14 protein-coding genes and 1 other annotated feature (1 of these 15 running past the window's edge) are annotated in these 14,153 nt (G+C 39.6%); of the genes, 10 read left to right on the top strand and 4 right to left on the bottom strand.

Features of this window, described 5'->3' with window-relative positions; genetic code table 11:
- Positions 1 to 42: 42 nt before the first annotated feature.
- The 4 genes from IGL31_RS12655 to IGL31_RS12640 all read left to right on the top strand — a co-directional run bounded on the left by IGL31_RS12655 (position 43) and on the right by IGL31_RS12640 (position 3,445).
- Positions 43 to 507: a MarR family winged helix-turn-helix transcriptional regulator gene (locus IGL31_RS12655; RefSeq protein WP_002287461.1), complete on the top strand. Its 465-nt coding sequence runs from the start codon at positions 43 to 45 to the stop codon at positions 505 to 507.
- Positions 491 to 1,120: a nitroreductase family protein gene (locus IGL31_RS12650; RefSeq protein WP_086299977.1), complete on the top strand. Its 630-nt coding sequence runs from the start codon at positions 491 to 493 to the stop codon at positions 1,118 to 1,120. The genes IGL31_RS12655 and IGL31_RS12650 overlap by 17 nt, the downstream gene beginning before the upstream one ends.
- 353 nt (positions 1,121 to 1,473) lie before the next feature.
- Positions 1,474 to 2,952, top strand: coding sequence for an ABC-F type ribosomal protection protein Msr(C) (msr(C), locus tag IGL31_RS12645; protein ID WP_086299978.1), 1,479 nt, complete (start codon positions 1,474 to 1,476; stop codon positions 2,950 to 2,952).
- 46 nt (positions 2,953 to 2,998) lie between these two features.
- Entirely contained in the window at positions 2,999 to 3,445 is a 447-nt protein-coding gene (locus IGL31_RS12640; RefSeq protein WP_002287457.1) for a DUF2798 domain-containing protein, read from the top strand.
- 198 nt (positions 3,446 to 3,643) lie between these two features.
- On the opposite strand, the gene IGL31_RS12635 is transcribed toward IGL31_RS12640, so the two are convergent.
- Positions 3,644 to 4,159, bottom strand: a complete 516-nt coding sequence (locus tag IGL31_RS12635; RefSeq protein WP_002287456.1) for a PadR family transcriptional regulator — start codon at positions 4,157 to 4,159, stop codon at positions 3,644 to 3,646.
- A 116-nt stretch (positions 4,160 to 4,275) separates the two neighbouring features.
- Here IGL31_RS12635 and IGL31_RS12630 point away from each other — a divergent pair, with 116 nt between their 5' ends.
- Together IGL31_RS12630 and IGL31_RS12625 are read left to right on the top strand one after the other, a co-directional pair.
- Positions 4,276 to 5,478 carry an MFS transporter gene (locus tag IGL31_RS12630; protein ID WP_002296013.1) on the top strand — a complete coding sequence of 401 codons (1,203 nt, stop codon included), beginning with the start codon at positions 4,276 to 4,278 and terminating at the stop codon, positions 5,476 to 5,478.
- A 493-nt stretch (positions 5,479 to 5,971) separates the two neighbouring features.
- Positions 5,972 to 6,298 (top strand): hypothetical protein, encoded by a 327-nt coding sequence (locus tag IGL31_RS12625; RefSeq protein ID WP_002287453.1) that lies wholly within the window; start codon positions 5,972 to 5,974, stop codon positions 6,296 to 6,298.
- Between the two features lie 254 nt (positions 6,299 to 6,552).
- Here the strand turns inward: IGL31_RS12625 and IGL31_RS12620 are convergent, their stop codons facing one another.
- The 3 genes from IGL31_RS12620 to proB all read right to left on the bottom strand — a co-directional run bounded on the left by IGL31_RS12620 (position 6,553) and on the right by proB (position 9,023).
- On the bottom strand, positions 6,553 to 6,897 hold the full coding sequence (locus IGL31_RS12620; protein ID WP_002307733.1) for a hypothetical protein: 345 nt from the start codon (positions 6,895 to 6,897) through the stop codon (positions 6,553 to 6,555).
- Positions 6,898 to 6,972: 75 nt separating this feature from the next.
- Complete coding sequence (locus tag IGL31_RS12615) at positions 6,973 to 8,220, bottom strand: glutamate-5-semialdehyde dehydrogenase (protein WP_002298218.1); 1,248 nt, start codon at positions 8,218 to 8,220, stop codon at positions 6,973 to 6,975.
- Positions 8,217 to 9,023: a glutamate 5-kinase gene (gene proB / locus IGL31_RS12610; protein ID WP_002287451.1), complete on the bottom strand. Its 807-nt coding sequence runs from the start codon at positions 9,021 to 9,023 to the stop codon at positions 8,217 to 8,219. The genes IGL31_RS12615 and proB overlap by 4 nt, the downstream gene beginning before the upstream one ends.
- Before the next feature lie 229 nt (positions 9,024 to 9,252).
- Between proB and IGL31_RS12605 the strand changes: the two genes are divergently transcribed.
- The 4 genes from IGL31_RS12605 to gltX all read left to right on the top strand — a co-directional run bounded on the left by IGL31_RS12605 (position 9,253) and on the right by gltX (position 14,034).
- Positions 9,253 to 9,780: a dUTP diphosphatase gene (locus IGL31_RS12605; protein WP_086299980.1), complete on the top strand. Its 528-nt coding sequence runs from the start codon at positions 9,253 to 9,255 to the stop codon at positions 9,778 to 9,780.
- A gap of 62 nt (positions 9,781 to 9,842) precedes the next feature.
- The gene (radA, locus tag IGL31_RS12600; RefSeq protein WP_002287449.1) at positions 9,843 to 11,213 is read left to right on the top strand and encodes a DNA repair protein RadA; all 1,371 of its coding nucleotides are present in this window, start codon (positions 9,843 to 9,845) and stop codon (positions 11,211 to 11,213) included.
- A gap of 33 nt (positions 11,214 to 11,246) precedes the next feature.
- On the top strand, positions 11,247 to 12,404 hold the full coding sequence (locus tag IGL31_RS12595) for a PIN/TRAM domain-containing protein (RefSeq protein WP_086299981.1): 1,158 nt from the start codon (positions 11,247 to 11,249) through the stop codon (positions 12,402 to 12,404).
- A 169-nt stretch (positions 12,405 to 12,573) separates the two neighbouring features.
- Positions 12,574 to 14,034, top strand: coding sequence for a glutamate--tRNA ligase (gene gltX, locus IGL31_RS12590; protein WP_002293095.1), 1,461 nt, complete (start codon positions 12,574 to 12,576; stop codon positions 14,032 to 14,034).
- Positions 14,031 to 14,153: a binding site (T-box leader), on the top strand (it continues 117 nt past the right edge of the window). Its footprint overlaps the gene before it by 4 nt.

Here is a 14,153-nt window from a genome sequence, read left to right as displayed (position 1 = left end):
AAGTCAATCGTTGACGAGTCAATTATTAGAGAGGAGGAAATTATGTCTTTAGAAGAGATTAGTCACCTTTTATATCAAATCAAATTAGCCGATCAAAAAATCGTCCAGATCTTTGAAGAAAATATCGGTATAAGTCTTACTAGATACGAGATCATGATGAGACTGAAAGAAGAAAATCCATTGCTACAAAGCAGTTTGCAAGAAAAGTTGCAGATTGATCAAGGAGCAGTTACTCGTCATCTGAAGGTATTGGAAGCAAATGGCTATGTTTCGCGTCAGAGAAATCCTCAGAACAACCGGGAAGTGTATGTAGCGCTAACAGAAAAAGCCCAGAAGAAAATCGAGCATTGTGAAATGGACCATAAAGATACAGGTTCTGTGCTATCCCCGGCTTTCAGCGATGTAGAAATGAAACAATTTCTAACACTTTTAGATAAATTGAATACCCAACTTTGCAATATAACAACAGAAACGAAAGAGGTTAATAATAATGGAACAAAAAAATGATTTTTCAACAATTATGACTGGTAGAAGATCCGTTCGCGTATATGATGAAACATACAAAATCTCACACGAAGAAATGCTGGAAATGATCAAAGAAGCGACGACTGCACCTTCTTCTGTCAATATGCAACCATGGCGCTTTGTGGTCGCTGAAAGCGAGGAAGCAAAAGAAATCTTGCGTCCTTTGATCCGTTTCAATACGAGACAAAATGATACTTCTTCTGCAATGGTCATGATTTTTGGCGATATGCAATGTTACGAATATGGCGAAGAAATCTATAACCAAGCTTACGAATCAGGGAAGATGCCAAAAGAAGTCAGAGATCAACAATTAGCTGCGATCATTCCTTATTACAAGAGTTTTTCAAGAGAAGAAATGAACGATGTAGTCAAAGTCGATTCTAGCTTAGCGGCTATGCAATTCATGTTAGTTGCGCGTGATCATGGCTATGAAACAAATCCAATTGGTGGATTCGAAGCAGATCAGTTGGCAGAGGCATTTGGTTTGGATAAAGACCGTTATGTTCCAGTTATTATTTTATCAATAGGAAAAGCGGTAGAAGAAGGTTACGAGTCTGTTCGTTTAGCACCAGAAAAGATCACTACGTTCGAATAAAAGGTTTTCAGTTACTATTCAGTAGCTATTGCTTTTTTTGAATCGTGTGTGGTAACCTAATAAAAAAGGAGGTCGGAAAAATGACTGCATCGATGAAATTACGTTTCGAACTTTTGAATAACAACTAAATAAATTCAAAAGACATGTATAAACAACAATTTCATGGATGGAGTATGTCCATTTTTTCGAACGACAGTAGAATAGGTGAAAGCTATGACAGATTTGGTGATTTAGTCATAGTTATTTCGTTCAGAGTAGGAAAAGATGTGATGCAGTTTTTTTGCAAACAGATTTTTCTGCTCTTTTTTAGTATCGATAATTGTTGTTTTACATGAAATAGGAGTGTAAAACATATGGAAAATTTAGCAGTAAATATAACAAATCTACAAGTCAGCTTTGGCAACCAGCTAGAACTATCTATTGATTCTCTTCGTGTCTATCAGCAAGATCGTATAGGGATCATAGGAGAAAATGGTGTCGGTAAATCGACTTTGCTCAAACTAATAGCCGGTGAACTTTTTCCCGATCATGGGAAAATCCAAACAGAGATCACCTTCAACTACCTGCCTCAATTAACCTATCTCGCTGAAGCAAAGGACCTAAATTTGGAATTAGCCAGTCATTTCCAGTTAAGACTGGAAGAAACTTCAGAGCGGAAATGGAGCGGAGGGGAAGAACGAAAGATCGAGTTGATACGTCTTCTTTCTTCTTATGAACAAGGGATGCTTCTAGACGAGCCAACAACCCATCTAGATAGAAAAAGTATTGAACGACTGATTGAAGAGCTTCGTTATTATTATGGTACGCTGATTTTTGTTAGTCATGATCGCTATTTTCTAGATGAGCTGGCAACGAAAATCTGGGAAGTAAAAGACGGAGAAATCCGAGAGTTTTCGGGGAATTATAGTGCCTATCTCACTCAAAAGGAATTGGAGAAAAAGACTCAGCTACGAGAAGCAGAGTCGATCATGAAAGAGAAAAAACGATTGGAAAAATCGATCCAAGAAAAGAAAAGACAAGCGGAAAAGTTGGAAAAAGTGTCCAGTAAAAAGAAAAAGCAACAAATCAGACCGGATCGGTTGTCTTCCTCTAAACAAAAAGACAGTGTACAAAAAGCCATCCAAAAGAATGCGAAAACGTTAGAGAGAAAACTCCAAAAAATAGGAGAAACAACCAAGCCGCAGCAGATGAAACAAATCCGTTTTCCAGTACCAAAATCTCTTGAACTCCACAGCCGCTATCCCATCATGGGACAAAATGTCCAACTGGAAAGAAGTGGGAGAACATTACTGGTAAATGGTGATTTTCAGTTTTCTTTAGGTAAAAAAATCGCGATTGTCGGTGAAAATGGTTCAGGTAAGACAACCTTATTAGAACATATCCGCAAACAAGGAGAAGGAATCCTTCTCTCTCCGAAAGTAAGCTTTCAAGTATATCAGCAAAAGGGTTATCAAATGACATCTGAAGAATCCATCATTCGTTTTGTCATGAGACAAACAGAGTTTTCAGAATCGCTTGTCCGTAGTTTGCTGAATCACTTAGGGTTTGCTCAGGAAACTCTGACGAAACCGTTATGTACATTAAGTGGGGGAGAAGCGACCCGTCTGACGATTGCTTTGCTTTTTACTAAGCCAAGTAATGTGTTGCTGTTAGATGAACCGACTAATTTTATTGATATGGCAACGATCGAAGCTTTAGAGAAGCTGATACAAATATATCCGGGAACGATTTTGTTTACTTCTCATGATTCTTACTTTGTCGAGCGTACGGCTGATGAAGTTTATGAAATAAAAGGGCAGAAAATAAAAAAAGTACTTACGAGAAATTTTTAAATGTGCTACGATGATTTTCGTGACAAATTTAAAGGAGTGGTACAGATTGCCTACAAATAAAAAAGAAGGAATAATTTTTACAACAATGATGTGTTTTTTGATGGTCTTGGGGATGAGCGCGTATAATTTATGGCTGCATCAAGATCTTCATTTATCAAGTTTGTTGATTGGTCTAGTGCCTGGATTCGTGGTGGCTTTCATTTTGGATGTCTTCATCATCGGTGTGCTGGCGAAAAAAATTGCCTTTAAACTACCAGTAAATCCAGAAAGCAAGGTCCAAATGATCTTAACTATTTCATGCTTGATGGTTTTAGGAATGGTGACATGTATGTCTTTATTCGGTGTGATCATGGAACAAGGAATACCTGATCAATTATTCTCTGCTTATATGAATGCTTGGAAAATGAATGTGATTGCTGCTTTACCGTTGCAGTTGATCATCGTTGGCCCGCTTTCAAGAAGTGTGCTAAAAGCAATTCAAAGTAATGAATGATGGAACACTGTTATTTGAAAAAAGGCCTTGGCATGCTTTTTGTCATAGTCTCTTGAATGCAGTTCTAGAAAAATAGTGATCCGAACGATAGGTTTTGGCCTGTCGTTCGGATCGCTTTTTCTTTTCCAACTGTATTGCTCTTTTATTGAAGATAATTTGCTCTTCAATAGATATTTCTAGAAAGGTTCTGTTTATCCCTTACTCAAAAAACTGCTGCATTTGTTCTCTTACTTGCTGACACCATTGGAGTTCCTGCTGACAAAGCATGATTCGGCGCTGGATTACAACGTAACGTCCAAATTCTTGTTTCTTGTCTAGCGAGAGGTCATTCAATTTTTTTTGATTTTTTTGCATGATTTTGTTCAGCTGTTGTTCTCTAGTGAATAGCAGTCCAGTAGCTGTTGTTTTATCGAGCGTCGAAAAAGCATAGATTTTTGCTAGAAATTCATCTTTTTGCGTAGGAGCGGGAGTTTCCTCTTTGATCCATTCCTCTACAAGAGCACGTCCTTCATCAGTCAAGTGGTAGATCTTTTTTTGAGAGTGCTCGTCTTTGTCCAAAACGGTCACATAACCCTGCTGGTCTAACTTGGCAAGCGTTGTATAGATCTGACTGTGATGGGCTTCCCAAAAAATTGTGATCAGCTGCTTCAATTCATACCCAGAACGTGGTTTGGATAAAAGCACGCATAATAATATATAGGCTAAAGTATTCATAAAAATCCTACCTCTCGTCTTATTTTCTTTATTATATCACAGTAAAGTTTCCACGTTTTACATGTGCATATTGACATGTAAAATAAATCATGTATGATGCTAATAGAGAGAAAGGGATGGAAATATTGGAGAATCAAATAGATATACAAGAACAAACAAATGAAGAAACAAAGGGGAAAAGTTCAGCGCTAGTTGTAGCAGCTACCTGTATGATCGCTTTTATGGGAGTGGGTCTAGTAGACCCAATCTTAAAAACGATTGCTGCACAGTTAAACGCTACGCCAGCTGAAACGACCCTGTTATTTACTAGTTATATGTTAGTCACTGGTGTGGTGATGCTATTTACAGGTTTCTTATCTAGTCGGATCGGTTTGAAAAAAACATTGATGACAGGATTGTTTATCATCGTTGTATTCGCTGGTCTTGGCGGATTATCTGGGAATATCGGAATGCTGATTGGGTTACGTGCCGGCTGGGGTGTCGGGAATGCTTTATTTGTCTCTACTGCTTTAGCAACGATCGTCAGTATTTTAGTTGGTAACACAGAAAAAGCAATCATGATGTATGAAGCAGCACTTGGCTGCGGAATGGCTGTTGGCCCTCTAGTCGGTGGGGTCTTGGGCAGTGGTTCATGGCGTTATCCATTTTTTGGGGTAGCATTTTTGATGTTTTGCGGTTTTATAGCCCTAGCGGTACTTTTACCTGAAACTGAGAAACCAAAGAGAAAAGTAGGCCTTTGGGAAGGTGTCAAAGCGTTAAGCAATCATAAACTTCGTTCAGTTGGACTAATCGCATTGTTATATAATTTCGGATTCTTTACTTTACTTGCGTATGCGCCATTTTTATTGATTGGCTATTCTGAATTAGAAGTCGGTTTTGTATTTTTTGGCTGGGGTGTGCTTCTGGCTATTGCTTCGATTTTCGTTGCACCGGCTCTTGAGCGGAAGTTTACGACTTATCGGACGATTTTAGCTGCATTTGTCTTATTCATTATTTGTTTGCTGTTATTAGGAGCTGGAACTTCTATGCCAGTCCTTGTACCGATCAGCATTGTGTTAGCAGGATTTTTCCAAGGAATTATCAATACACTGTTGACGACGATTGCTATGGAAATACCAGGTCTGCAACGAAATGTTGCTTCTTCCAGCTATAGTTTTGTCCGCTTTTTCGGTGGAGCTTTAGCACCATTTATTGCAGGTGTGATTGGTGAACATATTGGTGAAAGCTATGCGTTTTATTTTGCAGGTGCCATTGTTCTTATCAGTGTATGTTGTATCATTTATCACCGTAATTATTTTGCTACAAATGAAGAAGAATAAGAAATCAGAGGTTGTGAAAAAGCTGTCCTGCATCAAGTCATAAGAACAGCCAAACAAAAATAGCTTCTCATATTTTTCGTTTGGTTGGGCTTATTACCGCAGATGCAAGCTTTTGAACACCGTTTATCAGGAGGTTGTGAAAAAGTCGCTTAGTTTCGAGTATTAAGAAAAATTTTGTGAAAGTGGCTTTCCACATTTTTGCATAAATTTGGCTTAATACCGAGAAACTGGCTTTTGAACACCGTTTATCAGGAGGTTGTAAAATCAGCGTTTTGTCCTGAGTATTAGAGAAACAAACGGAAAAATAGTTCCTCATATTTTGCCGTTTTTTGAGCTAATACCGAAGGACAGCTGATTGAACACCATTTATTCGGAAAAAGGGGATGTGACACGATTTTTGTCACATTCCCTTTTTTTCTCAAAATAATGAAACTGGAAAATTTTCAGTAGGTAAGCTAAAATTCATTTAAGAAAAAGAATGGGGGGATAATAGATGCTGGAAGAATATTTTCAGGAAGTCGGGTTGACACTCGTTGAATTACCCATTGAATTTTCAGATGATCGGTTGATTTATCGTGGCTATATCAAAGAATTGCCAATAATCAATGCGGAAGGCGAAACTAGAAAAGCGATGCAGCAAAAAATAGCTGGTATGTATCAGGTGTATCGGGAACAGCTACTGGCTGAATCAGCGGAAGAAGAAAAAGAAAAAACGATGAACTTGTCCATGGATGAGCTGCTTCGTTATTATGATGGCGAAACATTTGACGGATTTTCGCTTCTTAACGAAGAGGAAACAGATTTACCAGGCAGCTGGTAGGCGAACGCCGTTTATATGGGAAGAGGCTGGGACAGAAGCGTTTAACTCCAAGAAATAAGAAGAAATTCACGAAAATTGCTTTTCAAATTTTTGTGAATTTCAGCTTATTTCCGAAGGAGTTGCTTCTGCTCCCGCCGTTTATACATGTTTAGAGCGTGGGACAAAAGTTTTTCTTTACTTTTGTCCCACGCTCTAAAAAGTCCGGCAGTTTTTTGCCGATCTTCAAGGCACTCTACTTATCGTACGGATATTTTTTAGCGGAAAGTCCGATTCAAGTGGTTTTTATTCAGCTGATATTTATAAGATAAGTGAAAAATCCCAGCAATCAGTAGCGTAATCGTATAAGCGATTGAATGATCGAAAAAAGAATAGTAATTGATTGTCGCTAATAAGCATAATGCAACCATGTAACTAATGTGCAAGCGTGTAACCAGCCCTTTTGGCCCGATTTTGTCAAAATACTGCGACCATTTTTCCCGTTGACTCCCTATGCTTCGTTTTTTGAATTGAAAGAAAAGGGATAAAATACCGACTCCCAGAAAAGCAGCGATATTCAGAGAAATAAGGTAAATAAAAAAAATCATTAAAATTTCAAACATATTGACACCTTTCTAGTTGGATAGAACCTTTACAGAAAAAAGGCAAAAGGCGGGAATAATGTTTCACACGAAACATTATTCGCGGATTTGTCCATCGCCATAAATGATATATTTTGTGGAAGTTAATTCATTTAACCCCATTGGACCACGGGCATGCAATTTTTGAGTAGAGATACCGATCTCTGCACCAAAACCAAATACCGATCCGTCTGTAAAACGAGTGGAGGCATTGACATAGACAGCCGCCGCGTCCACTTCATTTAAGAAACGTTGACTAGCCGCATAACTATCTGTCACGATCGTTTCTGAATGTTTAGTATTATGCCGATTGATATGTGCAATTGCTTCATCCAAAGAATCGACCACTTTGACAGCAAGGATATAATCTAGATATTCAGTATCCCAATCTGTGTCTTCTGCTAAAGCAGCCGTCTCTAGATATTCTAACGCACGAGCATCCGCACGTAAAGAGACCCCGTGTTCTACCAGTTCTTTTTCAATAGCTGGCAAGAAAAAAGGTGCGATCTCAGAATGGATCAGCAATGTTTCTGCCGCGTTACAGACAGATGGACGGGAAGCTTTTGCATTGACGATGATGTTCACTGCCATAGATAACTGTGCTTCTTTATCGATATATACGTGATTATTTCCTGTACCTGTTTCAATGATAGGTACCGTTGCCTGTTCTTTGACTCGTTGGATTAATTTTGCTCCGCCTCGAGGAATCAGCACATCTAAGTATTCTGTCAATCGCATCAACTGTCCTGCAGTTTCATGAGAAGTATCATCGACAAACTGGATGGCATAAGGAGATTCGCCAGCACTGACCAGTACTTGCTGCAATAATTGGACTAATAATTGATTCGAGAAGAATGCTTCTTTGCCACCGCGAAGGATAACGGCATTCCCTGATTTGAATGCTAGACTAGCTGCATCTGTCGTGACATTTGGACGAGATTCGTAAATGATGCCGATCACGCCTAGTGGCACGCGCTTTTTGCCGATTCTCAATCCGTCGGTGTTCGTCCACATCTCATCTACTTTTCCAATAGGATCGTCTAACGAAGCAATTTTTTCGATCTCTGTAGCCATGGCATTGATTCGCTCAGGTGTCAGCTGCAAGCGGTCTTGCATCGTTTCACTGATATTGTTTTCGACTGCTTTTTCTAAGTCTTTATGATTTGCTTCAATGATCGCTTGTTGATTCTTTTTGATGGTTTGTGCCATTTGAACAAGTAGCTCATTTTTGCGGTTTGTAGGCATAAGTGCTAGTTGTTGCGCGCTATCTTTTGCCTGTTGTCCTAATTGCATCAAGTCAGTCATTTCAAGTCCTCCTTAAATAAAGTACCTACTTCTTTTCCGGCAAGAATATCAAAAATAATTGCCGGATTTTTTCCATTTGCTAAAATCATTGCGCTGTTTGCTTCAAATATCCTAGAAGCGGCTTTTAATTTACTCTGCATACCGCCTGTTCCAAATGTGCTACCAGCACCACCTGCTTGTGCCAGAATCTTTTCATCGATTTTATCGATATAGCGATACATCTGAGCCTCGGGATTTGTAGTCGGATTATCTGAATAAAACCCGTCGATATCAGAAAGGACGATCAAAAGGTCTGCCGCGACAAGTTTTGCCATGATGGCTGACAGCTGATCATTATCGCCAAATTTTGTCAGATGATCTAATTCATCCACTGCTACAGTATCGTTTTCGTTCACGATAGGGATCGTGTCCATAATCAAAAGCTGTTCCAATGTATTCCTCACATTTTTACGACTTTCAGGATAATCTACCACGTCTCTTGTCACGAGGATCTGTGCCGTCTGTTGATTATATACACTGAATCTTTGATTATAGATATTCATCAGTTCGGCTTGACCAACAGCCGCCGCAGCTTGCTGTTCAGGAATCAAAGTCGGACGTTCTGACAAATGTAATTTATGCATACCGACGCCTACAGCTCCTGATGAGACTAAGATCACTTCCTTTCCCCGATTTCTAAGATCAGAAAGGACAAAAGCTAACTGATCGATTGCCGCAAGATTGATATTTCCATTGGGATAAATCAATGTACTTGTTCCTACTTTGACAATAATTCGTTTTGCATTTTTAATTTCTTTACGCATGTGACACCTCAATCAAATATCCACTCATTAATTTCGTTCTATTCTACTTGTTTTGACGAGTAAAGTCATGTAAAAAATAGTTTTTTTGTACAACTTGCAGTCGTTTGGAAAAAGAACGAATTAATGGTTTACTTTAAGATAGCAGAATTTCTTGAAGAATTTGTAAAGAAAGTCTTTTACAGCCTCGGATATGTTAGAATAGGAGTAGTTTATTTAGGGAGGAAAACCGGTGAGAAAAAGAGGATTTGAAGTTATTTCTAAATATAAAGGTCAAAATATCAATCTACCGCAGCGCGCTACACATCATGCTGCTGGCTATGATTTTGAAGCAGCAGAAGAGGTCGTGATTCCAAGTATCTGGAAAGCAGGCTGGAAAAAGGGGTTGGAAACAGTCGCAGATGGATTGAAAAAAGATGTATCAGAAAATGAAAAACAATTGAAACCAACCCTCGTGCCTACTGGAATCAAAGCTTACATGGGAGAAGATGAATTTTTGCAGCTTGCTAACCGTTCAAGCAATCCGTTGAAGCGGTTTTTAGTGTTGACAAACGGAGTAGGTGTGATTGACAGTGATTATTACAATAATGAGGCAAATGAAGGCCATATTATGTTCCAATTCACCAACTTTGGTTTCAAGGATGTAGTGATCAAAAAAGGCGAGCGTATCGGCCAAGGGATCTTTTTGCCGTTTTTAAAAGCAGATCAAGATCAAACGACTGCTCAACGTCAAGGCGGATTTGGTTCTTCCAGTAAATAAAACGTTAAAGATACTTAAGCTTGATTTAATGTCTCATGATTAGGATAAAAGGAGGCGGTACAATGGCAAAAAAATCAAAAGTACAATTTGTTTGCCAAAATTGCGGGTATGTGTCGCCTAAGTTCTTGGGACGCTGCCCAAATTGCGGAAAATGGAATACGATGGTCGAAGAAATCGAACAAGATACAACGGACCGCAGAACTCGGACAAGTTTGACAGGAGAAAAAGCAAAACCAACAAAAATCGCAGACGTCGTCCCTAAAAAAGAACCTCGGATCAAAACAAAATTAGAAGAACTGAACCGTGTGTTAGGCGGAGGTGTGGTGCCAGGGTCTATGGTCTTGATTGGTGGCGATCCAGGTATCGGGAAATCCACTTTGCTGTTACAAGTTTCTCAGCAATTAGCAGCCATAGGCGGAAAAGTTTTATATGTATCCGGCGAAGAAAGCGCAGAGCAGATAAAATTACGCGCGGAACGCCTCGGAAGTATCAACACAGAATTTTATCTATACGCTGAAACAGATATGAACGAAATCAGTCGTGCCATCGAACATATCTCCCCTGATTATGTTATCATTGATTCCATCCAAACGATGACGCAGCCAGACATCACAAGTGTGGCAGGAAGTGTCAGCCAAGTAAGAGAAACCACTGCAGAACTACTCAAAATCGCTAAAACAAATGGGATAGCCATTTTTATCGTCGGTCATGTTACCAAAGAAGGCTCGATCGCCGGCCCAAGAATGTTAGAACATATGGTGGATACGGTGTTATATTTTGAAGGTGAACAACATCATAGTTTTCGGATTTTGCGAGCAGTAAAAAACCGATTTGGCTCAACGAATGAGATTGGGATTTTTGAAATGCATGAGCATGGATTGGAAGAAGTCGCTAATCCTTCACAGATTTTCTTAGAAGAACGCCTAGACGGTGCAACTGGCTCTGCTATCGTTGTGGCAATGGAAGGGACACGTCCAATTTTGGTAGAGATCCAAGCATTAGTCACACCTACTATGTTCGGAAATGCCAAACGAACAACAACAGGTCTTGATTTCAATCGGGTATCTCTGATCATGGCAGTGCTGGAAAAAAGAGCTGGGTTGCTTCTTCAGAATCAAGATGCTTACTTAAAAGCTGCAGGTGGGGTAAAATTAAATGAACCAGCGATTGATTTAGCTATCGCTGTCAGTATTGCTTCAAGCTATAAAGAAAAAGGAACACAGCCAACGGAATGTTTCATCGGTGAAATTGGACTGACTGGAGAAATCAGACGTGTCAGTCATATTGAACAACGAGTCAAAGAAGTCCAAAAACTCGGCTTCACAAAAGTATACCTACCTAAAAACAACTTAGGTAACTGGGAAGCGCCAAAAGGAATCGAGATAGTTGGAGTAGCAACTTTGGCTGAAACGTTGAAGCGTGTGTTCCGCTAACTAATAAATGATTGTCGAAACGGAGGAGAAACGATGCAAAAACGTGTCATTACTTTGCTGATGATCATTGTCGGCGCAAGCTTGGGTATTTCATTTTTACCCTCAGCTTGGCAGGCAATCGGTCAACAGTCAAACGGATGGCTGAATAATACATTTACCAACAGCCTGTTAGGCGCACTTATTTTCTTTTTATTATCTTTGCTGTTGGCCAAACATATCTCAGCTATTATCAAACAAGTAGAACAAAAACTAAGTGAGGTCAGCTTGACTTATCTTCTCTTCGGTGCGATCGGTGCGATCATCGGATTGACTTTAGGTGTTGTGATCTCGACCCCTCTTTACAATATGGAAATTCCATTCGTCAATAGTGTATTGCCGATTTTACTGATGATCATCTTAGGCTATCTGGGATTGAGAATGGGAACGACACGAATCGAAGAATGGAAGAAAGTTTTTGGTTCACGAAGCAAAAAAATCGAGCAAGAAACAGCTAGTCAAGTTGAGAGTCAACTGTTAGAACGAAAATCAGGAGAAAATTTCCATAAATATAAAATCTTGGATACAAGCGTGATCATTGACGGTCGGATTTATGATATTACAAAGACTGGATTCTTAGAAGGAACCTTGATGATCCCTAATTTTGTTCTTTACGAACTACAATACATCGCGGACTCAGGGGATAGTTTGAAACGTGTGCGTGGTCGTCGCGGATTAGATATCCTAAATGCCTTGCAAAAAGAAGAGGGTATATCTGTCGAAATGTACGATGGAGACTTTGAAGATATCAGTGAAGTAGACAGCAAATTGATCAAATTGGCTAAGCTTTTAGATGGTGTCATTGTAACCAATGACTATAACTTGAATAAAGTTTCTGAATTCCAAAATGTACCTGTTCTTAATATCAATGCGTTGGCAAATGCCGTAAAACCAGTCGTCATCCCTGGTGAAACGATGAATGTTCTAGTAGTAAAAGCCGGGACAGAACGCCAACAAGGAGTAGCCTACCTAGATGACGGCACGATGGTTGTCGTAGAAGATGGACAGCATTACATGAATGAACGTATCGAAGTCGTTGTAACAAGTGCCCTTCAAACAGCTGCTGGACGCATGATCTTTGCTAAACCTGCACATGCAGGACGAGGAATCGACAATAAAAAAGAGACAGAGAAAAAGGCTAAACAATCAAAATAAAAAAGAAATTCAGCCAACTGGTAAGGAAATTCAACCAGTTGGCTTTACTATTTGCCTTAGAAAAGGTAAAATTTGTGCTGAGTGGCTTTAAATAAATGATATTTGAGAAGCCGTAACTGACGGAATTTTTGCTGTTAGTCAAAGTCTAGTTTGAAAGAAGAGGAAGAAAATGACGAAAGTACGCGTACGCTATGCACCAAGTCCAACTGGGCACCTGCATATTGGAAATGCAAGAACTGCATTATTCAATTATTTGTTTGCCCGCCACAATGATGGAGACTTTATTATTCGTATTGAGGATACTGACCAAAAACGTAATATCGAAGATGGCGAAAAAAGCCAGTTGGAAAACCTTGCTTGGTTGGGAATGGATTGGGATGAATCTCCTGAAAATCCTGGAGAATACGGCCCTTACCGTCAATCTGAACGTAAAGAAATCTATCAACCGCTGATTGATCAGCTGCTTGCTAGCAATCGAGCATACAAATGCTATTGCACAGAAGAAGAATTAGAAGCAGAACGGGAAGCACAACGCGCAAGAGGAGAAATGCCTCATTACGCAGGAACATGTGCGAACTTGACACCTGAAGAACAAGCAGAAAAAGAAGCACAAGGTCTAGAATCTGTTGTACGTTTCCGTGTGCCTCGCAATACAGAATACGCATTTACAGATATGGTGAAAGGCGCTATTTCGTTCGAATCCGATAATATCGGTGGCGACTTTGTCATCCAAAAACGCGATGGTATGCCAACTTATAATTTTGCTGTTGCGGTCGATGATCATTTGATGAAAATCACTCACGTTTTACGTGGAGATGACCATATTGCCAATACACCAAAACAACTGATGATCTATGAAGCATTTGGCTGGACACCACCAACCTTCGGACATATGACATTGATCATCAACAGTGAAACAGGTAAAAAACTAAGCAAACGTGACGAATCAATCTTGCAATTTATCGAACAATATCGCGAATTAGGCTATCTACCAGATGCAATGTTCAACTTTATTGCATTATTGGGCTGGTCACCTGTGGGCGAAGACGAAATCTTCGAACACCAAGAATTGATCAAAATGTTCGATCCAAAACGCCTAAGTAAATCACCCGCAGCTTTCGATGCGAAAAAACTGCAATGGGTAAACAACCATTACATCAAAGCAATGGATCTAGATGCATTTACTGACATGTGTCTGCCTTATCTAATCGCTGATGGACGTGTAGCAGAAAACCCAGATGAAAAGACAATCGAATGGGTGAAGAAGATCGTTAGCCTGTATCAACCTCAAATGAGCTATGCTGCAGAAATCGTTGATCTGTCTACGCTATTTTTCAATGAACATCCTGTATTGAATGAAGCAGCAAAAGAAGTACTTGCTGGTGAAACAGTTCCTACTGTTCTCCACGCATTCAAAGCACAGCTAGAACAAATGGAAGTAGTAGATGCTCCAACTGTCAAAGCTGCCATCAAAGCTGTTCAAAAAGAAACTGGCGTAAAAGGAAAAAATCTTTTCATGCCAATCCGTGTAGCTGTATCAGGACAAATGCATGGTCCAGAATTGCCTGAAACGATCGAATTGCTTGGTCGTGAAAAATCATTAGCACATTTAAATCAAGTACTGAACTAAACACGATGAACAGAAAAAAGTAAGCAGCTGATCATTACAAGAGAGATACCGGGTGGTGCAAGGTATCAATGAATGGTTGCCGAAATGCCTCTGGGAGTGGTCTTGGCGAAACACAGAAA

The organism is Enterococcus sp. MSG3290 (genome assembly GCF_050555565.1).
GTDB lineage: Bacteria > Bacillota > Bacilli > Lactobacillales > Enterococcaceae > Enterococcus_B > Enterococcus_B faecium.
This window is presented reverse-complemented; position numbering and strand designations above follow the sequence as displayed.

Bases quoted from the DNA above. Each gene is read 5' to 3' on its own strand.
- IGL31_RS12630 (WP_002296013.1), top strand. From the start codon at position 4,276: ATGGAAATATTGGAGAATCAAATAGATATACAAGAACAAACAAATGAA.
- IGL31_RS12625 (WP_002287453.1), top strand. From the start codon at position 5,972: ATGCTGGAAGAATATTTTCAGGAAGTCGGGTTGACACTCGTTGAATTA.
- IGL31_RS12635 (WP_002287456.1), bottom strand. From the start codon at position 4,159: ATGAATACTTTAGCCTATATATTATTATGCGTGCTTTTATCCAAACCA.
- proB (WP_002287451.1), bottom strand. From the start codon at position 9,023: ATGCGTAAAGAAATTAAAAATGCAAAACGAATTATTGTCAAAGTAGGA.
- IGL31_RS12655 (WP_002287461.1), top strand. From the start codon at position 43: ATGTCTTTAGAAGAGATTAGTCACCTTTTATATCAAATCAAATTAGCC.
- gltX (WP_002293095.1), top strand. From the start codon at position 12,574: ATGACGAAAGTACGCGTACGCTATGCACCAAGTCCAACTGGGCACCTG.
- IGL31_RS12650 (WP_086299977.1), top strand. From the start codon at position 491: ATGGAACAAAAAAATGATTTTTCAACAATTATGACTGGTAGAAGATCC.
- radA (WP_002287449.1), top strand. From the start codon at position 9,843: ATGGCAAAAAAATCAAAAGTACAATTTGTTTGCCAAAATTGCGGGTAT.
- IGL31_RS12615 (WP_002298218.1), bottom strand. From the start codon at position 8,220: ATGACTGACTTGATGCAATTAGGACAACAGGCAAAAGATAGCGCGCAA.
- IGL31_RS12620 (WP_002307733.1), bottom strand. From the start codon at position 6,897: ATGTTTGAAATTTTAATGATTTTTTTTATTTACCTTATTTCTCTGAAT.
- IGL31_RS12595 (WP_086299981.1), top strand. From the start codon at position 11,247: ATGCAAAAACGTGTCATTACTTTGCTGATGATCATTGTCGGCGCAAGC.